This is a genomic window from Paraburkholderia steynii, assembly GCF_900100565.1.
GTDB classification, from domain to species: Bacteria; Pseudomonadota; Gammaproteobacteria; order Burkholderiales; family Burkholderiaceae; genus Paraburkholderia; species Paraburkholderia terrae.
Genome location: NZ_FNDI01000020.1, coordinates 114,321 through 138,108, shown reverse-complemented (window position 1 = coordinate 138,108; position 23,788 = coordinate 114,321). Strand labels below are relative to the sequence as shown.

The following is a 23,788-nucleotide window of genomic DNA, read 5'->3' as shown; positions in this document are numbered from 1 at the left end:
CGTTCCACTTCGAGGTTGAGACAATGACGATGCTCAGTCCACATGAACTGGCCACGCTGATGCTCGTGCGCAGCGCACCCGATCAGATCGATACGACGCGTGTCGAACTCGATACCCTGCTGGATTACCGGCTCATCTCTATCGAGCCGCGCGTTGGCGGATGGCGTCGTCCGATGCTGACGCCCGCCGGCGTGCATTTGCTGGAAGCCACGACGCGTCTCGAACGAAAACACGACGGCGACGCGCTGACGAGGGAAGACGATAATCTGCTCTAGCGACAAAGACGAACCGACGACAAACCGTGCCGCGAACGTCTTGATCCACGGGCTGACATAATCGATCTGTCGCCCATCCACCCAGACATCTCCATGCCCGATACCCCCGCGCGCACGCTACGCGTCGCTCCGCTTTTTGCCCTGCTGCCGTTCCTGCGTCCGTATGCGAGGCGCTGGGCGCTCGCGTTTCTGGCGCTCCTGACGTCGGCGGGCGCGACGCTGGCGCTGCCCGTGGCGTTCAAGTACCTGATCGACCGTGGCTTCGCGAGCGGCGACCGCACGCATATCGATCGCTACTTCATCGCGCTGTTCATCGTTTCGCTGATTCTCGCCGCCGCGACGGCGCTGCGCTTCTATTGGGTGTCGTGGCTCGGCGAGCGGGTCACGGCCGATTTGCGGCGGGCCGTCTACGACCACGTGATGCGGATGAGCCCGCAGTTCTTCGAGACCACGCAGACGGGCGAGGTGCTGTCGCGGCTCACCACCGACACGACGCTGATCCAGACCGTGGTTGGCACGAGCCTGTCGCTTGGACTGCGCAATGTGCTGCTGGCCGTTGGTGGCATTGCGATGCTGATCACGACGAGCCCCGTGCTGTCCGGCTACATCATCGCGACGCTGGTCGTGGTGGTCGCGCCCATCGTGATCTTCGGGCGGCGCGTGCGGCGGCTTTCGCGCGCGAGCCAGGACAAGATCGCGAATGCCAGCGCGCTGGCGGGCGAAGTGCTCAATGCAATGCCGACCGTGCAGTCGTACACGCAGGAGACCTATGAGGCGAAGCGCTTCGGTAGCGCTGTGGAACTGGCCTTCGACACAGCGCTCACACGCATTCGTGCGCGCGCGTCGCTGACGGCGGTGGTGATCGTGTTCGTGTTCGCCGCCGTCGTGTTCGTGCTCTGGCTGGGCGCGCAGGCGGTACTCGCTGGACAGATGACAGCGGGTCAGCTGTCCCAGTTCATCCTTTATGCGGTTTTCACGGCGGGTGCAGTGGGCGCCGTCGCCGAAGTGTGGGGCGATCTGCAGCGGGCTGCAGGCGCAACGGAACGGCTACTGCAACTGCTGGCTGCGCGTTCGCCAGTGGAGGAGGCCGGGACGACCGTGCCGCTTCCGGCGCACGGAGACGGCATCCGTTTTCACGACGTCAGCTTCTCCTATCCGTCTCGTCCCGGCATCGCCGCGCTCTCCGGCTTCTCGCTCGATGTCCGTCCGGGTGAGCATGTCGCGCTGGTCGGGCCGTCTGGCGCGGGCAAGACAACGCTGTTTCAACTGCTCTTGCGCTTTTACGAGCCGCAGTCCGGCGACATACTGATCAACGGTGTGTCGACGAATCAGGTACCGCTCGCGTCGTTGCGCAAGGCGATTGGCGTGGTGTTGCAGGAATCGGTGATCTTTTCGGGCAGCGTGCTCGACAACATCCGCTACGGGATGCCCGACGCAACGCTCGCGCAAGTTCAGCGCGCCGCTGGGATGGCGGCTGCCGCCGGCTTTATCGAAGAACTGCCGCAAGGGTATGACACGTTCCTGGGGGAGCGCGGTGTGCGGCTGTCGGGCGGTCAGCGTCAGCGCCTTGCGATTGCGCGCGCGATTCTCAAGAATCCGCCCATCCTGCTGCTCGACGAAGCGACCAGCGCACTCGATGCCGCGAGCGAACGGCTCGTGCAAACGGCGCTGGACAACGCCGCGCTGAACCGAACGACGCTTGTCATCGCGCATCGTCTTGCTACTGTGCAGCAGGCGGATCGTATCGTTGTTCTGGACCAGGGCCGCATTGTCGCGCAAGGCCGTCACACAGAGCTTCTGCAGAGTTCGCCGCTTTATGCGCAGCTTGCGGCACTGCAGTTTGGTGAACTGCATGGGAAGAGTGTGGAGCGTGACGTCTTGCGCGCTCACGTTGGATTGCAGTGAGCCGGGCAGGCGAACTTGCACTGCCGTCGGCTGCAACCGGCCGCGAACCGTTCTCCATCCTGATCGCGGCAAGTGCAGCCGCATAGCGGGACGCGTCTGATTGCGACGCTCCCGTCCACTTCATGCAATCGTCACCGTAGCCGGGTGCGACGACTCTAGTCCGCCCGCACCTTCACATACCTGCCAGGCGCCGGTTCGATCGGCTTGTGTTTCGCGTTGCCCAGCACCTTGCGCGCTTTCACCTGCTCGCCCGCATGCTGCTTCAGCCACACGATCCAGTGATTCCACCAGCTACCCGGCTGTTCTTCGGCGGACGCCAGCCATGCATCGGCTTCGCTGGCAGACTCGTCGCTCGTCCAATAGCTGCGCTTGTTCTTCGAAGCGGGATTGATGACACCAGCAATATGTCCACTAGCGCCCAGCACGAATTCGACCTTACCGCCTAGCAGTTGTGTCGAGCGCCACGCGGATTGCCATGGAACGATGTGATCCTCCTGCGTTGCAAGCAGATAGCTGGGCATGTCGATGCGCTTGAGATCGACGGGCGTGCCGCACATCGTGAGCTTGCCGGGCACGCGGAGATTGTTCTCCAGGTACATGTTGCGCAGATACCAGCTATACATCGGCCCGGGAAGATTCGTGGTGTCCGCGTTCCAGTACAGCAGATCGAATGCGGCAGGCGTCTTCCCTTTCAGATAATTGTTCACGACGTACGGCCAGATCAGATCGTTCGCGCGTAACGTCTGAAAGGTGAAGCCGAGCTCACGTCCGGGATACAGCCCACCGCGTCCGATTGTCTGCTCGCGCATCGACACACCCGCTTCGTCGACGAATATGCCAAGGTCACCCGGTTCGCTGAAGTCGAGCAACGCTGTCAGCAAGGTCACGCTGGATACCGACTCGTCGCCATTGGCACGCATCACCGCGAGTGCGGACGACAGCATCGTACCGCCGACACACCAGCCCAATGCATTGACCTTGTCGGCGCGACTGATGGCGCGCGTCACTTCGATGGCCTTCATCACACCGTGTTCGAGGTAATCGTCCCAGCGGGTATTCGCCGTCTGTGCATCTGCATTGCGCCAGGACACCATGAACACGGTGAAGCCCTGTTCATTGGCAAAGCGCACAAAGGAGTTCTGAGGCTGCAGGTCCAGAATGTAGAACTTGTTGATGCAAGGCGGGACGATCACCAGCGGGCGCTGCGCGACCGTTGGCGTGAGCGGCGCGTACTGGATCAGCTGGAACAGATCGTTCTCGAATACCACCGACCCTTCGGACACCGCGACGCTGCGGCCCACTTCGAACGCGCTCTGATCGGTGATCGAAATGGTGCCTTGCTTCATGTCCTCCAGCAGATGCGTGAGGCCCGCCAGCAGACTGCTACCGCTGGTTTCGAGCGCACGCCGGATCACTTCGGGATTGGTCGCGGCAAAATTCGAAGGGCTCGCCAGGTCGATGAACTGCCGCATGTAAAAACGGAGCTTGTGCTTTTCCTTCTCATTCAACGCGCTTGCCTCGGTCATGTCTTCGAGCATCTGGGCGTTGATCAGATAGTTTTCCTTCAGAAAGCCAAACCAGCCATTTCCGGACCATTCTTCGGCGTGAAAGCGCCGGTCGCCACGCGTTGGCTCCGCGACCGGCTTCCCGCCCGTCTGTGCCCCGAGCACGCGAGTCAAGGCGCTGTTCCAAAGCTCTGCTTGCTGTTGCCAGTATCGGGTGCTGGCACGCATCATGATGTTTCGCGCGCCGGATGCGACGGGATGGATCTCGTTGCCATCGGCGTCCGTCACGGTCACGTCGGGACCGTCGGTTAGCGGCAGCCCTCGCCAGAAACTGAAGCTGGCATCGAGCCAGCCTGTAGAAAACTCATCCGGCATGCTAAATAACATCTTCATATCAAATCCCGACCATTACCTTTTATTCACTGAAAGTTCCGCGGATGTCTTGCCCAGATCGTCGCGCGAAGTGGGCATGACGAGCGCGTCGCCTTCTATCACGACCTTGCCGCCGACCGTGCAGACCGTCGACATCACCACGCGGCGTTTTTCCGGGATCAGTTCCTTGATGGTCACTTCTGCGTGTACCGTGTCGCCTGGGCGTACGGGAGCCTTGAATCGAAGATTCTGCCCAAGGTAGATGGTGCCCGGACCCGGCAACCGGCCGGCGATGGTCGCGGAGATGATGCTCGCGGTGAGCATGCCGTGCGCGATGCGTCCCTTGAAGGGTGTCGTCTGCGCAAATTGCTCGTTGATGTGAACCGCGTTCATGTCGCCCGACGCACCAGCGAACAACAGAATGTCGGCCTCGGTGATGGTCTTGGCAAAGCTGGCGCTCATGCCAGGCTGCAGGTCTTCGTAGTCGTAACCGTTCAGGTCGTTCATGCGTTTATCCAGTTGCCGGCGTGCATTCCCCACCTTCATCGTGTCTCGGCACGTCATGGAGCTGCATCGTTCGGTTAGTCCGAGCGGTTTGTCGTGCCTGCTATCGTACTGTCAGGGTCTGTCGATGCCCGTGTCCAAACCTGCCGTTGCAGTGACAAAGCAGGCCATGCTGGCCATCAGGGCAATGCGGGAGCGTCGCGCGCTGGCGTGCGCCAGTGCGTCGAGATCAATGCTCCGGGTGGAAACCGACGCGGGTGATGACCGGGTCGGCGGTATCGTCATTTCGACCGGCTGTTTCGCCAGTCACGCGGCGTCATACGAAATTGCGAAGTGAACCACTTCGTGAACGAGCCCTGTTGCGAATAGCCCAGCAGTGCTGAGACCCGGCCGATCGGATAACGTGGATTGCTCATATAGCGCACGGCCAGTTCGCGCCGCACTTCCTCGACGAGCGTCGAGAAGCTGGTCTCAGCCGATTCAAGCTGACGCTGCATGGTGCGTACGCTCAGACCCAGCTGACGCGAAACCAGTTCGACCGTGGCTTGCTCGAGCGGTAGCAGCAGGTAAATCGCCTTGCGCACTTCGAGCGCGGCGGAGTCGTCACTCGCCGCGTTCATCGGCGTGGCGAGGCTTTCGGCGTATCGCACAAGTTCTGGATCAGCGGCAGGATTCGGGTAGTCGAGATCGGCCGCCGCACAGACGAAGCCGTTGAAGTCGCTTCCGAACTGCATTTGACAGCCGAAGAAGCGTCGATGAAACGTCAGGTCGGCGGGTCCGGCATGAACAAAATGGACAGTGCGCGGCTTCCAGTGGTCGCTGAGCAGCGCGCTGGCGTGGCGCGCGAGGACGGCCACCGCCAGCTCGATCGCCTGCTTTGTCGGGGTACCCGGTTCAACGACGAGTTCCTCCCTGATCGTGACCGTGTCGCCCGCGTTCTCAACGTAGACGGCCAGCGCTTCGTTGAGCAGATGCCGGTATTCGGCTGCAGCGAGCAGCACCTCGCGCAATGTGCGTTTGTGGGCGAGCAGGATATTGACCACGCCCGTCCCGAACTTCTGGCGGGTTTCCGCCATTTGCAGGGCGAAGGTCGGGCAAGACGCCATATCGGCCGTCAGTTCGATGAGCCGGCAGCATGCGGCGGCCGGCACGCGATCGTCGGGATTGGCGAGCGCTGCCGCATCGATCCCGACCTGCTGCACGAGCTCGAACGGGTTCAGTCCGAGCCGCCGTGTCACATCGAAATAGCCGCCCATCGCTACCGACCGCAGCATCGTTTCCATCGCTACTCCCGTTTGAACGTGTAGGCGGCCAGCTCGCGCCTGCAACAGGCTAGGTGTTTTCACGGAGTGGCATGCAACGCTAAAACAATGGCGCCCAATCACAAAAGTGTAGCGCGTGATTCCCGTACTGTGCGGATATCGGTTCTGGTGTTTTCGCTGATACGACGCGACACCGGAAGGCCATCACCCCACATCGGAGATCAAAGATGCAGTTTCTCGACGATTCGCTCCACCCGGAGAACCAGGACAAGGTCGTTATCACCACCGCCCCGTATGGTCCGGAATGGATGCCGGCTGACTTCCCGGAAGACATTCCGGTGACGATGGACCAGCAGATCCAGAAGGCCGTCGATTGCTACAACGCCGGCGCCACGGTGCTTCACCTGCACGTGCGCGAACTGGACGGCAAGGGCTCGAAGCGCCTGTCGAAGTTCAACGAACTCATCGCGGGTGTGCGCGCCGCCGTGCCCGACATGATCATCCAGGTGGGCGGTTCGATCTCGTTTGCACCGGAAAACGACGGACAGGCCGCGAAGTGGCTCTCCGACGATACGCGTCACATGCTGGCCGATCTCGACCCGAAGCCGGACCAGGTGACGGTCGCGATCAACACGACGCAAATGAACATCATGGAGTTGCTCTATCCGGAATACCTGGCAGGCACGTCGCTGTCCAATCCGGCGTTCATGGCTGCCTACAGCGAGATGACCGTGCCGGCGGGCCCGGCATGGGTCGAGGAACATCTGCGCCGCCTGCAGGCCTCGGGCATTCAGCCGCACTTCCAGCTCACGGGTATTCACGCGCTCGAAACGCTCGAGCGCCTCGTGCGCAAGGGCGTCTACAAGGGGCCGCTGAACCTGACGTGGATCGGCATCGGCGGCGGCTTCGACGGTCCGAACCCGTTCAATTTCTTCAATTTCGTTCATCGCGCGCCGGATGGCTGCACGCTGACTGCCGAGTCGTTGCTCAAGAACGTGTTGCCGTTCAACATGATGGCAATGTCGATGGGCCTGCATCCTCGCTGCGGTATCGAAGACACGATCATCGACCAGCACGGCAATCGCTTCACGTCGGTGCAGCAGATCGAGCAGTGCGTGCGTGTCGCGCGCGAACTCGGGCGCGAAATTGCCACCGGCAAGGAAGCACGCGAGATCTACCGCATCGGCGTGCAGTACGAGACGGCCGATGAGACGCTCGCGGCTAACGGCATGGCGCCGAACCGCGAGACGGGCGTCAGGAACCTGCCGCTGCGCGCGGCGTGACGGTAGGCGTGCAGGTGAGGCGTCGATTGTCGTAAAAGGCGGAACTCCCCGGTTAGCGCCGGGGAGCGAGTTGCGATATCCATAAGCGGTTGCTGTGCCCTGCGGGCAAAGACGGCCGCTATCAAGCGGGACAGAGGAGACACATCATGCTCATGCAGCATGCCGAACCCACGGCGGGCAATGTACCCGTCACACAGGCCGACGTACGCGGCTATGCCTGGATCGTATTCGCCCTGACGGTCGGGCTGCTGCTCTCCGACTACATGTCGCGGCAGGTGCTGAACGCCGTGTTTCCGTTGCTCAAGGCCACATGGGGCCTGTCCGATACCCGGCTGGGTTCGCTGAGCAGCGTGGTCGCGCTGATGGTCGGCGTGCTCACCTTTCCGCTGTCGGTGCTTGCCGACCGCTGGGGGCGCGTGAAGAGCATCGTCCTGATGGCCGCGATGTGGAGTCTCGCGACGCTGGGCTGCGCGATCTCGACGAACTATGGCGAGATGCTGCTGGCGCGGGCGTTCGTCGGTATCGGCGAAGCTGCCTACGGCAGTGTCGGGATCGCAGTGGTCCTGAGCATTTTCCCCGCACGGCTGCGCTCCACGCTGACGGGCACGTTCATGGCGGGCGGGGCGTTCGGCTCAGTGCTGGGCATGGCCCTGGGCGGCGCGGTTGCGGCCCAGATGGGCTGGCGCATGGCGTTTGGCGCGATGGCGGCGATGGGGATCGTGCTGGTGATCGTCTACCGGCTTGTCGTTACCGAAAAGCGTCTCGCGCTGCTGCAGCCGGCAAGCCTGAACAAGGCGGAAGGGCTCGGTGTGCGGATGAGCCTGCGCGCGCTGATGAAGGGGCTGTTCTCGACGAAGTCCGTCGTGTGCGCCTATGTCGGCAGCGGGGTCCATCTGCTGGTTCCCGCCGCTGTGTGGGCGTGGATGCCGAGTTTCCTGAATCGCTACTACGGCATGCCCATCGGCAAGGCCGCGACGAGCGCGGCAGTGTTCGTGCTGGTGACGGGCCTTGGCATGGTGGTGTGCGGCAGTCTCGCCGACCGGCTCAGCAAGAGTGGACGCGAACGGAAGTGGAGCGCCGCGATTGCCTTCTGCCTGGCGTGCTTCACCCTGCTCGTGATCGGCTTTCGCATGCCTGCGGGTCCGTTGCAACTGATCGTGATTGGCGTGGGTATGTTCTTCTGCGCAGGGGCGAGCGGCCCGTCGGGTGCGATGGTGGCCAACCTCACGCCCCCGTCGATTCACGCATCGGCGTTTGCGACCCTGACGCTCGCGAACAACCTGCTGGGTCTGGCACCCGCCGCCGTGCTCACGGGCCTGGTTGCCGACCGGCTCGGACTGCTTGGTGCATTGCAACTCGTGCCGTTTGCGCCGCTCATTGCAGCTATCGCGTTCTTTATCGGCAAGCGGAATTACGCGAGCGATCTCGATCGCCTGAATACGCTGCGCGAAGAGGCCGCACACTGATTGACCGATGGCAGCGCGTGCGTTACGCCGCGCGCCAAAACTAATTCGCAGTTGAGTAATGGATAGGAGATTCAACATGGCAAAGGCAGTGCGCTTCCATGAAACGGGTGGTCCCGAAGTCTTGCGCTACGAGGACGTTGAAGTGGGCGATCCCGGCCAGGGGCAGGTCCGCCTGCGTCACGAGGCAGTGGGCCTGAATTTCGCCGACACGTATTTCCGCAGCGGCCTCTACCCGGTCCCACTGCCTGCAGGCATGGGCGTCGAGGCGGCGGGCGTGGTCGAATCGATTGGCCCGGGCGTGACGAACGTCGCGGTGGGCGATCGCGTGACCTACACTGGATTCGTCAATACGCTTGGCGCCTATAGCACCGAACGCCTGGTTCCCGCAGGTCCGCTCATCAAGCTGCCCGATGCGATCTCCTGCGAAACGGCTGCTGGCATGACCATGCGCGGCCTGACCGCGTCGTATCTGATGCGCCGCATCCACGACTTCAAGGCGGGCGACGTCATTCTGCTGCATGCCGCTGCGGGTGGCGTCGGGCTGATCGTGTCGCAATGGGCGAAGCTGCTGGGCCTGACCGTGATCGGCACGGTTTCGACGGAAGCCAAGGGTGAGATTGCCCGTGCGCATGGCTGCGACCACGTCATCTACTACGGCCGGGAGAATGTTGCGAAGCGCGTGCGCGAACTGACGGATGGCGTAGGCGTGAACGTGGTGTTCGACAGCGTCGGCAAGGATACCTTCGAGGCTTCGCTCGATTCGCTCAAGCGTCGCGGTCTGATGGTCTGCGTGGGTACGGCGTCGGGTCCGATCCCGCCGTTCAATCCGCAGATGCTGGCGGTGAAGGGCTCGCTGTATATGACGCGCCCGGCGCTGGCCGACTATATCGCCGACCCCGCCGAAAAGGACGAACTGGCAGGCGAAATCTTCGGGCATATCGCCGCGGGCCGGATCAAGATCGAGCTCAACCAGCGCTACGCGCTCGAGGACGCGGCGCAAGCGCACCGTGACCTGGAAGCGCGCAAGACGACCGGCTCGTCGGTCTTCGTCATCTGAGGAGCAAGCCATGCGAGTCGAACCTTTGACCTGTACGATCGGCGCCGAGCTGACGGGCGTGCATCTCGCCGATGCGATCCACGATGACGGCCTGTTTGCGGAAATCCGCGCGGCGCTGCTGAAACACCGCGTGGTGTTCCTGCGCGACCAGGAGATCACGCGCACCGAGCATGTGGCGTTTGCGCGCCGGTTCGGAGAACTGGAAGATCATCCCGTCGCCGGCAGCGATCCGGATCATCCGGGCCTCGTGCGCATCTACAAGAATCCGGACCAGCCCAACGACCGCTACGAGAACGCGTGGCACGCCGACGCCACCTGGCGGGAAGCGCCGCAGTTCGGCGCGGTGCTGCGCTGCGTGGAGTGTCCGTCCGTGGGCGGCGACACGATGTGGGCGAACATGGTCCTCGCCTACGAGAACCTGCCGGAGCACGTCAAGACGCAGATCGCGGACTTGCGTGCCCGCCATAGTATCGAGGCGAGTTTCGGCGCCGCGATGCCCATCGAGAAACGCCTCGCACTGAAGGCGCAATTCCCGGACGCGGAGCACCCGGTGGTGCGCACGCACCCTGAAACAGGCGAGAAGGTGTTGTTTGTGAATGCTTTCACCACGCATTTCACCAACTATCACACGCCGGCACGGGTGCGCTTCGGGCAGGACGCGAATCCTGGCGCGGGCGATCTGCTGCGCTATCTGGTCAGCCAGGCTTACCTACCCGAGTACCAGGTGCGCTGGCGCTGGAAGCCGAACAGCATCGCGATCTGGGACAACCGCAGCACGCAACACTATGCGGTGATGGACTACGCGCCGTGCCATCGCAAGATGGAGCGTGCCGGGATCATCGGCGACAAGCCGTATTGAAGGGAAAAGGCAACGTCGTCATGACTCTCGCTATCACACCCACCATTCTGATCGTGCCGGGCTTGCGCGATCACGTCGCCGGGCATTGGCAAACGCTGCTGGAACAGGCGTTGCCAAACGCGGCTTCCGTGCCGCCGCTCGAATACGACGGGCTCAGTTGCGCGGCGCGTGTCGCGGCACTCGATGCGGCGCTCGCGAAGATCGACGGCCCGGTGATTCTGGTGGCGCATAGCGCGGGCGTGATGATCACGGTGCATTGGGCGAGGCAGCACAACCGCAAGATTCACGGTGCGCTGCTCGCCGCGCCCGCCGACCTCGAAACGCCGCTGCCGGCCGGCTATCCGACTTTCGATGCGCTCGCCGTGAATGGCTGGCATCCCGTTCCGCGCGAACGGCTGCCGTTTCCGAGCATCGTCGGCGCGAGCCGCAACGATCCGCTCGCGAAGTTCGAGCGTGTGGAAGCGATGGCGCATGACTGGGGCAGCCGTCTCGTCGATCTCGGCGAAGTCGGTCACCTCAATCCCGCTGCGGGCTTTGGCGAATGGCCGATGGCGACGACGCTGATCCGCGAGTTGCTCTGAGCTGACTGTTACCTCATTTGGCAAGAAAAGGAGCCTGCGATGTCACGTCAGGTAGGGATGGGTGTTGCCGGCGAAATCGAGCCGGGCCAGCGCAGGCGGGTATTCGTCGACGGTCGGTGCATCGTGGTTTTCAACGTCGACGGTGCGATTTACGCGATCGACGACGCGTGCCCGCACAACGGCGCGTCGCTCGGGAATGGTCAGCTGGAAGGGCACGTGTTGCGCTGTCCCGCACACGGCCTGCGCTTCGATCTGCGCACGGGGTGTACGCCCGGAACGGGCGGCTTGAGCCTCATCAAGTTTGCTGTCGAGACAGTCGATTCGAAGCTGGTCCTGAATCTCGACGAACAGAACGCAGTGCTCGCGAACGGGACAGGCGGCAATGCAGCAGGGCAACCGGAAGCGCAGCACTGCGCAACGAGACAGGAGAAGTAACAATGCAAGGTTTGATGATGCAGCAGCCGCTGCTGGTCGCGTCGCTGCTCACGCATGCGGAGCGTCATCACGGTGGCCAGGAAATCGTGTCGCGACGCGTCGAAGGGGATATTCACCGTTATTCGTACCGGGACCTCGCGCAACGCGCACGCCGCATGGCCAATGCGCTTAGCGCCCTCGGCATCGAGCAAGGCGAACGGGTAGGGACGCTCGCATGGAATGGCTACCGCCATATGGAGCTTTACTTTGCCGTGTCGGGATCGGGCGCCGTGTTGCATACGCTCAACCCACGCCTGCATGTCGATCAGCTCGCGTACATCATCGAACACGCGCAGGATCGCGTCGTGTTCTTCGACCTCACGTTCCTGCCGTTGATCGAGAGCGTCGCCGCGCGCGTGAAAAGCCCGAAGATTTTTGTCGCGATGACCGATCGGGCGCACATGCCCCCCACGCATGGTCTGTCCTCGATGCTGATGTGCTATGAGGATCTCATCGATCTTCATCATGATGTATTCGACTGGCCGCTGCTCGACGAGAACAGCGCCTCGTCGCTGTGCTACACGTCGGGCACCACGGGCAATCCGAAGGGCGTGCTGTACAGCCACCGCTCGACCGTGCTGCACACCTATGCGGCCGCGTTGCCCGATTCGCTCAACTGTTCGGCGCGCGATGCGATTCTCCCCGTCGTGCCGATGTTCCATGTGAACGCATGGGGATTGCCGTATATCGCGTGCATGGTCGGCGCAAAGCTGGTGTTTCCCGGGCCGGCGCTCGACGGCAAGTCGCTCTACGAACTGATCGAAGCCGAGCAGGTCACGTTGTCGGCGGGTGTGCCGACAGTCTGGCAGGGACTGCTCGCACACGTCGACGCGATCAAGGGCGAGTTCTCGCATATGAGGCGTACGATCGTCGGTGGTGCCGCGTGTCCGACCGCGATGGCAGCCGCATTCAGGGAGTCTCATCGCGTCGAGGTCCTGCATGCGTGGGGCATGACGGAATTGAGCCCGGTCGGCACGGTCTGCAGTCTGAAGGCGCATCAGCTTTCGCTGCCTGTCAGCGAGCGTTACGCGGTCCAGGCGAAGCAGGGGCGCGCGGTGTTCGGCATCGACATGAAGATCGTCGACGCGGAAGGCAACGCGTTGCCGTGGGACGGCATCGCGGCGGGCGACCTGATGGTGCGCGGTCCGTGGGTCGCGCGGGAGTACTTCGGCAGCGAAGGCCAGTCGCCGCTGCGCGACGGCTGGTTTCCGACAGGCGACATCGCAAAGATCGACGCCGACGGCTTTATGCAGATCACTGATCGCAGCAAGGACGTCATCAAGTCGGGCGGAGAATGGATCAGTTCGGCCGACATCGAAAACGTCGCGTGCCTGCACCCCGATGTGACCACTGCCGTCTGCATTGCCGCGCGGCACGCGAAATGGGACGAACGGCCGTTGCTGCTGATCGTGAAGAAGCCGGGAAGCGAGCTGGACGCGAACGGATTGCTGGAGTTCCTTGACGGACGCATTGCGCGTTGGTGGAAGCCAGACGCGGTGGTGTTCGTGGATACGGTTCCTATCGGTGCAACCGGCAAGGTGCTCAAGAACCAGTTAAGAGATCAATTCGGCGACTTCTACCTGACGGCCTGACACGCGAACCTGAGAGGCACGCGTTCAATCAATCAATCAATCAATCAATCAATCAATAAACGACCGGGAACATCCCGGCACTTATAGAAGCAGAGGAGACGGAATGAAACTGAAGTCATGCTGCGCTGCTGCGCTGGCGATTTTCGCCACGGCAGCCCATGCGCAATCGTCGGTCACGCTGTATGGCGTCATCGATACCGGGATGCTGTATCAGAGCACGTCGGCGGCGACGTTTCAGCCGCATGCGCGTAACCTCGGCCACGTGTATCAGCTCAAGGACGGCGGTATCTACGCCAGCTTCTGGGGGCTCAAGGGAAGCGAGGATATCGGCGGCGGCTACAAGATCAACTTCAAGCTGCAGGGCGTGTTCAACTCCACGAACGGCAAGTTCGGTCTCGCCGATACGCCGGGCCAGACCGCGATCTTCAACCAGTTTGCGACGGTCGGCGTATCCGGCCCGTTCGGAGCGTTCGACGCCGGCCGGCAGATCATCCCGATGATCTACGCGATGGCTGAAACCGACGTGCGCGGCGCGCAGTATTTCGGCAGTATCCTGACCGCATGGCTGGGCATCAATCAGGCGGCCGGCTGGCCCGGCACCAGCACCAACGCCCCGATCGGCGCCCTGTATGACAGCAATGCGCTCGTCTACAACTCGCCGAAATTTTATGGTGCTTCGCTTGCGCTCGAGTACGCGCCGGGCGGCGTCGCCGGTCAGTTCCAGGGCGGTACGCGTGAATCCGCCGTGCTCAAATATTCGAACTACGGTCTGAATCTGTCTGCCGTGTACTACAACGGACACGATACCAATCCGTTCCCGTTGACGTATCCGGCCGCTCCCGCCGTGCCCGCGACAGGTCTCGCCAACAACCGTTTCTACTATTTCGGCGCGATGTACACGATCAGCGGGTTTTCGATATCCGCGTCGTACGGCATCGGCAAGAATCCGGCAAAAAGCAATACTGCCGATTTCGAAATGATATCGGGCGGCCTTGGCTACCAGTTCAACCCTAGCCTCAAGGTCACGTCCGGCTACTACTACCTGAAGGACCGGAACAATTCAGCGAACCACTCGAGCGAATTCGCAGTGGGCGCGGAATACAACCTGTCCAAACGGACCAAGGCCTACGCGCAGGTCGGCTATGTCGACAACAAGGGGACCATGAACCAGACGATCATCTACGGTGCGCCGGTTGCGCCGGGAGAGTCGACCACTGCGGCAATGGTCGGTATTCGCCATACGTTCTGAGTCCACCACAAAGATCAACGGGAGTATTCGATGAAAAACAATCACGTAGTTGAACTGGCCGTCGCGGTATTGTTCGTCGCAGCGTCCATGAATGCATGGCCCCAGTCGGGTCAGCCAGCAAGCGGACCGGCCAGCGTGCCGGGCGCATCCTCGATGACGGCGTCCGGTGCAGCCGCACCGGCTACCGGAAGGAAAGCCGATCGAGCGCTGCGTCGGAAAGTGTATGCCGCCATTGGAAAGCTAAAGGAGATCAGCGCCGGGAATATCGGCATCACGGCGAAAGACGGCGCGATAACGTTGAACGGCTCGGTTACCGATGCATCGCAGATCGACAAGGTCGTGGAGATCACGAAGGGCGTGCCGGGCGTGACTTCGGTGACCAACAAGCTGACCGTGAAGAAGCCTTTTGGCGGGATGTAGGCGGTCTTGGTCGGTGGCGGTGACGGTGTGTGAGTCGGAGTAGCGGGCCGCAATCGTTACTGAAGTCCGCTTCGCCTCTTGCTTCAGGCCGAGCCGTTTGAAACAGGCGGTTCGCGATCGACGCTTCCAGTTCCGGGCCGAGGCGCAGAAGCTACCCTTCATTCAAGGGCGCGGTTGTGTCAGGCACCCAGATCTGAACACAGTTGCGTCCGTGATTCTTGGCTGCGTACAACGCTGCGTCGGCCCGTTCCTGTGTTGCGCTGAGATCGCTTTCGTTCTCATCGTACAGGGCGATGCCGATGCTCAGCGTTTGCGAAACGGTAGCTCCGGATTCGAGCGATACAGGCGTGTCCTGCACGGCGATACGAATGCGTTCGGCGATCGTTCGCGCCTGTTCGAGATCGGTATCCAGCAGTATCGCGGCAAACTCTTCGCCTCCAAGCCTGGCCGCCAGATCGTCTTCGCGAAGTGCATTCTCGAACGACCGGGCGGTCACCTGAAGCACGCGATCGCCGGCCGCATGTCCCCACGTGTCGTTGACGCGTTTGAAGAAATCCAGGTCCAATGCCAGAACGGATAGCGGCCGGTGATGACGTCGTGCGTGTTCGACTGCTTTTTCGGCCGCTTTTGCGAAATACCGGCGATTGGCGAGCCCGGTCAGCGCATCGAAGTCGGCTTCTGTCCGAAGTTGCTTAAGCAGTTGATGTTGGTGGGTGATATCCACCAGTGTGACGAGCAGTGAATCCGGTTCATCTCCTTTATCACCTGTTCGAAGCCGGGTGCAATGCACGAGCATTTGCCGGATTCCGTCACGGGTGAGAAGAGGAACGGGCTCGTCGGTAACGACTTCACGCACTCGCGTCCAACTGGCAGCATCGACAAAGAGCCGGGAAAACGGCTGGCCTTTGCCGGCTACGGCGCCAAATAGTGCAAGCAGCGCTTCATTCGCCAGCACGATATTCTCCGTTTCAATGTCGACGATCGTGACGGGTGTCGGCATGTTCTGAACAATGGTCAATACTGTGCCCGCAAATCTCTCGATTCGATGCTGCAGACGGTGCTCGCGGTAGATAAGCAGCACGCCGCCCGCCAACATCAGAAGGAGCAGTGCAGTTCCGGCGAGATTGATGTATATGCTGTTCCGCAGACTGTCGCGGTAGCTGCTGACGGCGTAACCGACGTCCAGTGTCCAGTACCCGGCGGCCGGTCCCAACACTATCCTGCGCGTCGCGACGAGGCGCTCGTTCAGGTCAAAAGTCCAGCGCGCATAGTGAGTGCCCGGGATGGGTCCCTGGCGAGCAGCATTGTCTTCAACGAGTTCTTGCCCGATTGCCAATCCGGAATAGCGGGGATAGCGCGCGATAACGCGATGCTCGTTGTCGCTCAATATGATCGCGGTGCCGTTCACCAGCTTCACGCCTTCGAGCAGGTGCTGTTCGAGGGGAATCAGATAGACCGCGATGGCATCCAATTTCCCCGCCCGGTTGCGATGGCCTTCTGCTACCACCAGCGCGCCGCTCTGCCTCCACACAACGGGTAGCCAGAGATGGGTAGCGGGGTCCGCGCGTACCGTATCCAGGATGGTGGTGAGGTTCGATATTTCGTTGCGGACGCCGGGGCGAGATCCAGCGACGAGGCGCGCATTCCCGTCAAACACGACGATCGATGCATCGCCTAGCGACTCCTTTAGCGTGTCGGTCACGTCGTGGAGAGATTTGTCGGTGAGGTTGTCTGCGTCGATCAGGGCTCGCGTGACAGCCATCATCCCATTGAGATCGCGGAGGCGGTCTTCGACCAGCCGTTGGATAAGAGCAGTCTGTACATCCAGACGCTGCGCGACCTGTTGATCCACCGCCCGAAAGTCATGCAAGGACTGGTAGATATTGACCGCGATATTTGAAGCAACCAGCACGGCAAATACGGGCAACGCTTTGCGCAGCCACGACTTGCGCATGACGGGTTTAAGCGACCAGCTAACAGTCGTGTTGAATGATCGCCGCATAGTTCGCCAAGGTCTGGGGCCCGCATTCACTGCATTTCAACGGTCGTCGCATTGTTTCATCGGCTCAAGCTGCGTTCTGGGTTCGCCGAGCCAGGCGATGAGTTCCTTGCTGCGCATCGCCTTTGCGAACAGCCAGCCCTGTCCGTACTGCACGCCTCTCTCCACCAGATAATCGACCTGGGCATCGTGCTCCACGCCCTCCGCCAGTATTTCCACACCTAGCTCGTGTGCCATCCTGATGATATGAGGCGCGACGATGCTCGATGCCGCATCCTGTGCAATGGTGTCGATAAACGACTTGTCTATTTTGAGGACGTCGATCTTGAAGGTTTGCAAATACGACAGGCTGGAGTATCCGGTTCCGAAGTCGTCGATATACACCGGGTGGCCGGCGTTTCTGAACGCCGCTATGGTTTGCCGCGTCGTGTCGGCATCCAGGAAGATGCGCTCAGTCAATTCAATCCTGATCTGCGCGGGACGGATATCTGTTCCTCTCAGTCTAGCGGTGAGAACATCCAGGAAGCGACGCGTTTGCAAATCCTCACCGCTCACGTTGATGGAAACGTAGAACGACGGGCGCGAGCGCAGGAGCGTCGATAGTTCGTCAATCGTCTTGTCCAGTACGAGATCCGTCAATGGCTGAATAAGGCCGTTTTGCTCGGCCACTGCAACGAAGATTTCGGGCGAGATGTTACGCCCGTTCAACTTCCATCGGACCAGCGCTTCTACGCCGACGCATTCGCCGTCCGCGAGCCTGACGATGGGCTGAAAACACACGTCGATCCGCTTGCTAGCAATTGCCCAATCGAGCGTCGACGGGAAGGAGAGTTGTTGTGAGATCTTCCTGAACGAAAGCCAGCCGAACAGGCCACCCACGACAACGCCAATCGAGAGCCACATGCCAAGCAATCCCGTCCAGTTGCCAAGCAGGCTACGACGCGGGGATTTAACTACCACGGCGAGAGGCAGGGTTGCCGAACGGCCAATCGCATAGTGCCACTGGTCGCTGCTGACGTTTCCCGCCTGTTGCCAGGCATTGAGCATATCGGCCGAATCTGCACCGGTCGACAACGCCAGAAGCGCGTTGGTGTCGCTGCTAAACACGGCGATCGGCCTTCGTGCCGGATCGATCAGATCGACGTAAGACTGGCTGTCGATCGAAACGTAATTGCCGTTACGACCCACCTGAATATCCTGGCGCGTATTGCTGAGTGGACTTTTATGCCTGTACCAGATCAGAAAGCCGTCGTTGCTGCGCCGGTCAGGCTCAGGCACCGTCAGATGCTGCTCCCGTACGTCGCCCAAAAGCGGTGAACACAAATATTGGCCGCCGCCGTAAGCGCCCGCATCCTGCACGTACCGGTAGTTGAAGATCACACGGGCAAGTTGCGCGATGTGGGCGGAGGAGCAGGGCGCGCCGGGCGTCGCCTCCATGTCGGCGATGGCGGCCAGTGCCTGATAGGAAACGAGCTCCGCGCGCATGACGGCTTTCGCTGCGAATTCCCGCAGGTCGTCCTGTTCCCGACGTTCGGCGTCTTCTTCCGCGATATAGATGCTGGTCAGTACTGGCGCCAAGGAAGCAAGGCAACCAAGCGCAATGGAAGCCGAAACGATCGACAGTCGCTTGATCATCTGGCAAGTCCTGTTGTGGACAAACGCGGAGGGGAACGCGCATGACACGCTGCCGTCCGATCGCGGTCGAACGCGCGGCATCGTGATGTCAGCGTAAATCATAGTATCCGGCGCTATTTTTTCAATGCACCTAACCCTGTGCCGTTTCGACGAAACACGTTCGGGACGCTGAAATCATTGACTGTCGCGCCCGGTGGTATTGGACCAAGGTCCAATACCAGCACGCGCGTGCCAGACTTATTCTTGACCTGACTTACGGTTGTTCGGACGGCGCCATGACATGATCGACTGGGTTGGCGCGGCAGTCTCCGGCATGCCGCTAAACCTTGCTGGCCAGAAGCAGCAAGGAGCTGGACCTGCCGATGGTGGTCAACGGCCTTCAATTCCGTATAAACATGATGCGGTCTCCCTGAACGTGATGGCCTCGGCGCGATGCCCTGCAGAGGAAGGCTCGAACGACGGGCTGCCGTCGGGTCACGTTTGAATGCAGTGCATCGTGATGCCAGGGTAGAGCATAGTGGCTCGCGCTATTTTTCAATGCAACTGCATCGTGCATCCGCTACACGGACGGGTTTGCGAACCTCCGATCCCCGTCGGCAATCTGCGGGAGAAGACTATGCTTTACTTGCGTGTGAAGCCGTCTGAATGGATGTCAAGTCAGCCCAGGGGAACTACGATGACTCAATGGAGCAAACGGCAATTTCACGCAGTCCTGGGAATTGTCATTCGACCCAGGTTCGGAAAAAGCGGATGTCTAACCGTAAAGTGCGCTCTGCTCATCAGCATCTGCGCGTGCTTGCTGCCGTTGGCGGGATGTCCCTATTACGCGGTGCCGGCCGGAACCGTCGTCACGACACCAGCCAGTTTCGATCGGTCCTTCGCCGCTGCGTCCGGCGCAATGCATGACGAGGGTCTGGTCATCACTGTCCAGGACCCGGCCAGCGGCAACATTGTCGGCACGTTCGAGGGCAGCACAGTGACGGCGAGCGTACGCCAGCAAGCTGATGGCAGCGTGGTCGTGCAGTTCAACTCGGTAGACGCGCGCGACCCCTCACTGCTCAATCGCATCTCGCGCAGCTACGATCGGCGTATGGGGCGTTGAGCGTTTTCCTCTGCGCGACGGGCCATAGAAATCTATAACTCATTCATGCAGTTTGCGAATTTATTAGCCAATGCGAATTTCTAAAATACAGATTAGAAACCCTAAATTATTTCAATACTGTAAGATTTAACGGGCGCAGCGCGATGCGCCGCAGTGAGTGTCGGGAATAGCTTGCGCGACGGTACACTATCCTCGCCATTTGATAAGAAGTTGCAATCTGGTTCGCATTCGCGTTGTGCGAGTCATGTTTGATAAGTCACATCCGCTTGCGATGGCGCAAGATGTCGCCTATAACAGCCGACAGACCTTTACGTACTCGGTCCGAAGGCACATTTCTATTATCGAACGATTGTGCTTGCATCGCCTCTTTTCTCGCTATGCGTGCGCTTTCGTGCCATTTATTCACGTGCTGCCGCGTACTCTCAATACGCATGACGACAATCGCGTGAATCTGGATACCATAGACCGGAGAGAAGACTATGAAGATCATCACACTCATACTGACTGGTGCGATTGTCACGTTCGCCTCGATTGCTTCGGCACAAAACGAGGCTGCGTCTTCCCCGGCAGCCGCACCTTCGGCGCAGGGTGGCAGCAACGATGCGATCGTGAAGATGCGTCAGCAGGAAGCTGCCGCTAATCGCGCTTATGACAAGAGGGTGGCGGCCGCGAAGAAGGTCTATGACCACAAAAAGGCGGAAGCCAAGAAAGAGCGTGATGCTGCTATCGCCGCCGCGCGATATGGGACAAACCAATAACCAGCAGGCTTATCTTTTTGTATTTTGAAGTCCTTCAACATAGTCGTTACATTGACCGAAAATATCGCGATACAGATTTTCAATCTGTATCGCGTGACCAAGGCGATCGACCTGGTGTGTTCGAAGGTAGGCCGAGGCGCGCGCTTGCAGTAACGGTTGCTTCGATCGCGGCGTTGCTCGCGGCATCCTACGGCGCGTCGGCACTGCCGGGATTCGACGAGGCGGGCGAAGGATCGGCAGTGCGCGGCACGCTCAATTGTCCTTCGGACGATGTGTCTTGCCCGCCACGGGGCGCCATGGTCCGAAGCAGGATGAAATCCCGCTCGGGATCGGGCATTGCGATGATTGCGTGCAAGGTCACTCTCGTCATCCAGCAAACATCCGATGCCGTTGCCTTCGACGGATTGGACGCGTAGAACGCATATCGCTCCATGTTCATCTCGTCGCCGTGCAGTTCCGCGATGAGCGTGCGCGAGAGCTGCTGATCGGCGGCCGCGTACTGTTGTGGCGTTTCTGTTGCAACGGGCGCATTTGACGCCTCGATGACCAGCACCTTGAACAGCAGCGAGAAGTACAGGTCGACGTCGGAATCCGTCATCTCACGCAACGAGATGCGATTCATCACCGCGCGCATGTCGGACAGACCGAAGCAGTTGACGGGAACCAGCTCGTCGAGGAATCGGGTCAGCAGTGTCACATACTTGAGCCGATCCGAAGGCGTGAGATGGGCAAGCCCGTTCGACATGTATTTTTCACGCGCGACGGGATCGAGAAAGATCTGATCGACCCGCCGTGTGTCGCCATTGGTGCCCGTCGCGATGTTGGGGGCACGCCGGATCTTCTCGACCCACGCGCGAACGATGTGAGCCTTATTCGAATCCGGATCGATGCCCTCCGCCAGAAGGAGGCTTTCGAGATCGACATGCTGCGCATCTGTCGGAGCAGTGGAGAAGGTGAGGTCGTCCGTCAGCGAGTCAAACCCGGGATCACGGCGTATCGCGGCGCCAGCCAACGTCGTGGCCGCCAGTGCAACGATCAGCAAGGCGATACAAGAGGCGGAATGTCTCATGTTGCCTCCCCGCATTGAGCCGCTTTACGCGTGTGTTTGCCCTGAAAGTCGGGAATGAAAGAAGACGCGAGCTGTTTGCCGCGAGCGTCCGTTGTTGTCACGGGTTGACGCGGCAGACCAATCGTATAGCCCGAGGCTTTACTTCAAGGCTGCACCTTCGCCCAGCCGGGTCCAGGATCGAACGAGGAAGTGGCCTTCGCCTTTGCCGCGCTATCGGGACCGAGATCGCGTTCATACACCTGGCCCGCATGGCTGACCATGAAGCTCTTGATGCCCGTCTCCCCATAGCGCACAGGCCACGCGAGCACGGCAAAGCCACCAAACAGCTTGCCGTGCGCGACATAGTCGTAGGCACCACCTGGCGCATGCGGACCTTGCGACGTCAGCAGCTTGTAGTGGTAGCCGTGGTATCCGGCGTCCCCGGCATTGCGAGTGGTGGCCTGCACGAAAGCCGGGCCGAGCGGGCTAGGAGGCGCGCCGGGTTCTGTCGGCCAATACAGGCCGTCATGCTTTCCCGGTGAACTCGACAGTTTCGACGCGTACCTGAGCAGGCCGACGCCATCGTGATCGGTGAGGGCATATTCGCGCTGCGCGTCGTAGACCGCGAGCATCGTCTGAATGACGGCGAGTTCGTTTCGGCCGATCCGACGTAAGCGCATTTCCTCGACGCCCGCCTGCATATCGAAGTGCCACCCTTTGGCGCCCTTCGCGAGCGGAATGGGAAAAGTCCATCCGTCGTTGCCGACGGCAATACGGGCATGTTTGTCGCCTGACTGTTCGACCTGATGCGACTTGCCCCATTCGTCGAGGAAGCGGCTGCGGATGTCGGCGCCGACGGGCGGAATCAGATTGCGAAAGTCGCGGCCGAAGATGGATTGCAGTGTCGCCTCGTCGTTGTTCGTGACGGCTTCGCCGAATGCATTCATCGCGGCATCGGGCGTACTGAAGTCCTTCTCGGCGTGCGCCACAGGCAATGCGCCAAAACACAGTACGCATCCCACGACAAAGGTGCGCACGATGCCCGCAAGCCGTCCCAAACAAAATCTGGAGGTGGATGTCATGCTCGTCTCTCCCTAGCGTCTTCCGCCGCGCCCGCCGCCGCCACGCATGCCGCCGCCGCCGCTTGGTCGGCTGAAGCCTGAGCCCTGCATGCTAGAGCGTCCCCGGTCGTGGCTGCGTTGCGTGGCGCCGCCTGCGCCTACGCCCTGAAATGCGTTGTCGCGCCCGCCACTGACGCCGCCACCGCCGCCTGCGCGATCGCTGGCGCGCGAAAAGTCGCTGGTGCCCGCGCGGTTCGATCCACCGCCAAAATTACCGCCAGCGGATCGGTCTGCGACACCCGCGCCACCCGCCCGATCGCCACCCCGATCGCCCGTCCGATCTCCCGCACGATCGCCCATGTTCGACCTGTCCGCGACGGATGCGCGATCGCCTGCGTTCCCCCGGTCGGGTGTATTGGCGCGTCCCCCCGCGCCCGCGTCACGGCCGCGGAAATCATTGCGTCCCTCGGCACCGCCGACGTTGCGCGAGTACTTGTCGCGGGTTGCATTGTCGCGATACGCCACGCCCTGGCGATGGCTGCCGTCGTGCTGCCAGCGTCCACCCTCCACCTTGGTGCGGTCGAAGTTGCGGTCGATGTTCGCGGCCTTGTTGACGTTGATGTTGACGTCGCCGCCGCCCCAGTTGCAGTTGCTGAAGATCGCACCCGCTGCGGCGAGCCCGATTCCCCACGCGAATCCCGTCATCAGCGCCGCGCCCGGATAGTAGGCCGGATAGGGCGGCCAGTACGTTGGCGGATAGGCGGGATAACTCCAGGCGCCATAGACCACCGTCGGGTTGTATGCGGGCACATAGATCACTTGCGGATTCGCAGGTTCGATCTTCACGATGGTTTGCCCACCCGCAGGTGCCGGCTCGACGACCACGTTCTGCTGTTCGTTCGACTTGAGATTGCCCGAGTCTTTCGCGCGGGCGCGCAGTCGCTGCACAGCGGCGAATACCTCCTTTTGCTGCGCAAGGAAAGCGTCGCCGAGTTTCTGGGTCCAATCGAGCTTGTCATTCATCGGCTCGAGAATCTGTGGGAATGCAACGAGCGATTTCACGCTGACATCCCACGGCTGATTTTCGACGGCCTTCACGGCAGCGTCGCCCTTGACGTTGGGATTGGCCTTGACCCAGCGCGCCGCGTGTACGATCTCCAGCGGATAGGTCGACGCCATCAAAACCTGCGACAGCACGGAATCGGGATACAGCGCGATTGGCGCGACCAGCGCCTCGATTTCTTCCGGCTTGAATGTTTCAGCTGGCGCAGGCTGCGCATTCTGGGCGTCCTGGGCGTGCGCAGACCCCACGCCCAGCGTCAGCACGACAAGCAGCCAAAGACATGTGGCTCTGGCCTGCCGTAGGTTCCACGAGAACATG

Annotated in this window: 21 protein-coding genes; 13 read left to right on the top strand and 8 right to left on the bottom strand. The window is 61.1% G+C overall.

The features are described 5' to 3' along the window. Positions 1-23 precede the first annotated feature (23 nt). Both BLT65_RS30435 and BLT65_RS30430 read left to right on the top strand, forming a co-directional pair. Positions 24-275, top strand: a complete 252-nt coding sequence (locus BLT65_RS30435) for a hypothetical protein (protein WP_081921006.1) — start codon at positions 24-26, stop codon at positions 273-275. Positions 276-368: 93 nt separating this feature from the next. Then, complete coding sequence (locus BLT65_RS30430) at positions 369-2,180, top strand: ABC transporter transmembrane domain-containing protein (RefSeq protein WP_091784805.1); 1,812 nt, start codon at positions 369-371, stop codon at positions 2,178-2,180. A gap of 155 nt (positions 2,181-2,335) precedes the next feature. Here BLT65_RS30430 and phaC read toward each other — a convergent pair whose 3' ends face one another. The 3 genes from phaC to BLT65_RS30415 all read right to left on the bottom strand — a co-directional run bounded on the left by phaC (position 2,336) and on the right by BLT65_RS30415 (position 5,844). After that, entirely contained in the window at positions 2,336-4,078 is a 1,743-nt protein-coding gene (phaC, locus tag BLT65_RS30425) for a class I poly(R)-hydroxyalkanoic acid synthase (protein ID WP_091784802.1), read from the bottom strand. Between the two features lie 15 nt (positions 4,079-4,093). Continuing rightward, positions 4,094-4,564, bottom strand: coding sequence for a MaoC family dehydratase (locus BLT65_RS30420; protein WP_091784799.1), 471 nt, complete (start codon positions 4,562-4,564; stop codon positions 4,094-4,096). Positions 4,565-4,842: 278 nt separating this feature from the next. Then, positions 4,843-5,844: an AraC family transcriptional regulator gene (locus tag BLT65_RS30415; protein WP_042308910.1), complete on the bottom strand. Its 1,002-nt coding sequence runs from the start codon at positions 5,842-5,844 to the stop codon at positions 4,843-4,845. A 206-nt stretch (positions 5,845-6,050) separates the two neighbouring features. On the opposite strand from BLT65_RS30415, the gene BLT65_RS30410 reads away from it, so the two are divergent. From BLT65_RS30410 to BLT65_RS30370, 9 genes are all read left to right on the top strand, one after another. Continuing rightward, the gene (locus tag BLT65_RS30410; RefSeq protein WP_042308908.1) at positions 6,051-7,106 is read left to right on the top strand and encodes a beta-keto acid cleavage family enzyme; all 1,056 of its coding nucleotides are present in this window, start codon (positions 6,051-6,053) and stop codon (positions 7,104-7,106) included. Positions 7,107-7,252: 146 nt separating this feature from the next. Continuing rightward, positions 7,253-8,572: an MFS transporter gene (locus BLT65_RS30405; protein ID WP_042308905.1), complete on the top strand. Its 1,320-nt coding sequence runs from the start codon at positions 7,253-7,255 to the stop codon at positions 8,570-8,572. Between the two features lie 76 nt (positions 8,573-8,648). Further along, positions 8,649-9,629, top strand: a complete 981-nt coding sequence (locus tag BLT65_RS30400) for a quinone oxidoreductase family protein (RefSeq protein WP_042308903.1) — start codon at positions 8,649-8,651, stop codon at positions 9,627-9,629. 10 nt (positions 9,630-9,639) lie between these two features. Next, complete coding sequence (locus BLT65_RS30395) at positions 9,640-10,488, top strand: TauD/TfdA dioxygenase family protein (RefSeq protein ID WP_091784796.1); 849 nt, start codon at positions 9,640-9,642, stop codon at positions 10,486-10,488. A 20-nt stretch (positions 10,489-10,508) separates the two neighbouring features. Further along, a complete protein-coding gene (locus tag BLT65_RS30390; RefSeq protein WP_091784907.1) occupies positions 10,509-11,069 on the top strand; it encodes an RBBP9/YdeN family alpha/beta hydrolase in 561 nt (186 codons plus the stop codon). Between the two features lie 39 nt (positions 11,070-11,108). Continuing rightward, the gene (locus BLT65_RS30385; protein ID WP_091784793.1) at positions 11,109-11,504 is read left to right on the top strand and encodes a Rieske (2Fe-2S) protein; all 396 of its coding nucleotides are present in this window, start codon (positions 11,109-11,111) and stop codon (positions 11,502-11,504) included. Between the two features lie 2 nt (positions 11,505-11,506). Continuing rightward, on the top strand, positions 11,507-13,135 hold the full coding sequence (locus tag BLT65_RS30380) for a 3-(methylthio)propionyl-CoA ligase (RefSeq protein ID WP_091784790.1): 1,629 nt from the start codon (positions 11,507-11,509) through the stop codon (positions 13,133-13,135). A 103-nt stretch (positions 13,136-13,238) separates the two neighbouring features. Beyond that, positions 13,239-14,384: a porin gene (locus tag BLT65_RS30375; RefSeq protein WP_042308876.1), complete on the top strand. Its 1,146-nt coding sequence runs from the start codon at positions 13,239-13,241 to the stop codon at positions 14,382-14,384. A 30-nt stretch (positions 14,385-14,414) separates the two neighbouring features. Further along, on the top strand, positions 14,415-14,804 hold the full coding sequence (locus BLT65_RS30370) for a BON domain-containing protein (RefSeq protein WP_042308874.1): 390 nt from the start codon (positions 14,415-14,417) through the stop codon (positions 14,802-14,804). Between the two features lie 151 nt (positions 14,805-14,955). On the opposite strand, the gene BLT65_RS30365 is transcribed toward BLT65_RS30370, so the two are convergent. Then, a complete protein-coding gene (locus BLT65_RS30365; RefSeq protein ID WP_244186766.1) occupies positions 14,956-16,758 on the bottom strand; it encodes a sensor domain-containing diguanylate cyclase in 1,803 nt (600 codons plus the stop codon). 84 nt (positions 16,759-16,842) lie between these two features. Further along, positions 16,843-18,438, bottom strand: coding sequence for an EAL domain-containing protein (locus BLT65_RS30360; protein ID WP_091784784.1), 1,596 nt, complete (start codon positions 18,436-18,438; stop codon positions 16,843-16,845). Positions 18,439-19,114: 676 nt separating this feature from the next. On the opposite strand from BLT65_RS30360, the gene BLT65_RS30355 reads away from it, so the two are divergent. Together BLT65_RS30355 and BLT65_RS30350 are read left to right on the top strand one after the other, a co-directional pair. After that, positions 19,115-19,540, top strand: a complete 426-nt coding sequence (locus BLT65_RS30355; protein WP_244186764.1) for a hypothetical protein — start codon at positions 19,115-19,117, stop codon at positions 19,538-19,540. Between the two features lie 479 nt (positions 19,541-20,019). After that, positions 20,020-20,298 carry a hypothetical protein gene (locus BLT65_RS30350; protein WP_091784781.1) on the top strand — a complete coding sequence of 93 codons (279 nt, stop codon included), beginning with the start codon at positions 20,020-20,022 and terminating at the stop codon, positions 20,296-20,298. Positions 20,299-20,485: 187 nt separating this feature from the next. Here the strand turns inward: BLT65_RS30350 and BLT65_RS30345 are convergent, their stop codons facing one another. The 3 genes from BLT65_RS30345 to BLT65_RS30335 all read right to left on the bottom strand — a co-directional run bounded on the left by BLT65_RS30345 (position 20,486) and on the right by BLT65_RS30335 (position 23,787). After that, positions 20,486-21,367 (bottom strand): hypothetical protein, encoded by an 882-nt coding sequence (locus BLT65_RS30345; protein ID WP_091784779.1) that lies wholly within the window; start codon positions 21,365-21,367, stop codon positions 20,486-20,488. A gap of 143 nt (positions 21,368-21,510) precedes the next feature. Next, entirely contained in the window at positions 21,511-22,428 is a 918-nt protein-coding gene (locus BLT65_RS30340) for a DUF2950 domain-containing protein (protein WP_091784776.1), read from the bottom strand. Positions 22,429-22,440: 12 nt separating this feature from the next. Then, on the bottom strand, positions 22,441-23,787 hold the full coding sequence (locus BLT65_RS30335) for a DUF3300 domain-containing protein (RefSeq protein ID WP_091784773.1): 1,347 nt from the start codon (positions 23,785-23,787) through the stop codon (positions 22,441-22,443). Position 23,788 lies beyond the last annotated feature (1 nt).

Excerpts from the sequence above, each read along its gene's own strand:
- BLT65_RS30435 (WP_081921006.1), top strand. The coding sequence starts at position 24 with ATGACGATGCTCAGTCCACATGAACTGGCCACGCTGATGCTCGTGCGC.
- BLT65_RS30430 (WP_091784805.1), top strand. The coding sequence starts at position 369 with ATGCCCGATACCCCCGCGCGCACGCTACGCGTCGCTCCGCTTTTTGCC.
- phaC (WP_091784802.1), bottom strand. The coding sequence starts at position 4,078 with ATGAAGATGTTATTTAGCATGCCGGATGAGTTTTCTACAGGCTGGCTC.
- BLT65_RS30420 (WP_091784799.1), bottom strand. The coding sequence starts at position 4,564 with ATGAACGACCTGAACGGTTACGACTACGAAGACCTGCAGCCTGGCATG.
- BLT65_RS30415 (WP_042308910.1), bottom strand. The coding sequence starts at position 5,844 with ATGGAAACGATGCTGCGGTCGGTAGCGATGGGCGGCTATTTCGATGTG.
- BLT65_RS30410 (WP_042308908.1), top strand. The coding sequence starts at position 6,051 with ATGCAGTTTCTCGACGATTCGCTCCACCCGGAGAACCAGGACAAGGTC.
- BLT65_RS30405 (WP_042308905.1), top strand. The coding sequence starts at position 7,253 with ATGCTCATGCAGCATGCCGAACCCACGGCGGGCAATGTACCCGTCACA.
- BLT65_RS30400 (WP_042308903.1), top strand. The coding sequence starts at position 8,649 with ATGGCAAAGGCAGTGCGCTTCCATGAAACGGGTGGTCCCGAAGTCTTG.
- BLT65_RS30395 (WP_091784796.1), top strand. The coding sequence starts at position 9,640 with ATGCGAGTCGAACCTTTGACCTGTACGATCGGCGCCGAGCTGACGGGC.
- BLT65_RS30390 (WP_091784907.1), top strand. The coding sequence starts at position 10,509 with ATGACTCTCGCTATCACACCCACCATTCTGATCGTGCCGGGCTTGCGC.
- BLT65_RS30385 (WP_091784793.1), top strand. The coding sequence starts at position 11,109 with ATGTCACGTCAGGTAGGGATGGGTGTTGCCGGCGAAATCGAGCCGGGC.
- BLT65_RS30380 (WP_091784790.1), top strand. The coding sequence starts at position 11,507 with ATGCAAGGTTTGATGATGCAGCAGCCGCTGCTGGTCGCGTCGCTGCTC.
- BLT65_RS30375 (WP_042308876.1), top strand. The coding sequence starts at position 13,239 with ATGAAACTGAAGTCATGCTGCGCTGCTGCGCTGGCGATTTTCGCCACG.
- BLT65_RS30370 (WP_042308874.1), top strand. The coding sequence starts at position 14,415 with ATGAAAAACAATCACGTAGTTGAACTGGCCGTCGCGGTATTGTTCGTC.
- BLT65_RS30365 (WP_244186766.1), bottom strand. The coding sequence starts at position 16,758 with ATGCGCAAGTCGTGGCTGCGCAAAGCGTTGCCCGTATTTGCCGTGCTG.
- BLT65_RS30360 (WP_091784784.1), bottom strand. The coding sequence starts at position 18,438 with ATGATCAAGCGACTGTCGATCGTTTCGGCTTCCATTGCGCTTGGTTGC.
- BLT65_RS30355 (WP_244186764.1), top strand. The coding sequence starts at position 19,115 with ATGACTCAATGGAGCAAACGGCAATTTCACGCAGTCCTGGGAATTGTC.
- BLT65_RS30350 (WP_091784781.1), top strand. The coding sequence starts at position 20,020 with ATGAAGATCATCACACTCATACTGACTGGTGCGATTGTCACGTTCGCC.
- BLT65_RS30345 (WP_091784779.1), bottom strand. The coding sequence starts at position 21,367 with ATGAGACATTCCGCCTCTTGTATCGCCTTGCTGATCGTTGCACTGGCG.
- BLT65_RS30340 (WP_091784776.1), bottom strand. The coding sequence starts at position 22,428 with ATGACATCCACCTCCAGATTTTGTTTGGGACGGCTTGCGGGCATCGTG.
- BLT65_RS30335 (WP_091784773.1), bottom strand. The coding sequence starts at position 23,787 with ATGTTCTCGTGGAACCTACGGCAGGCCAGAGCCACATGTCTTTGGCTG.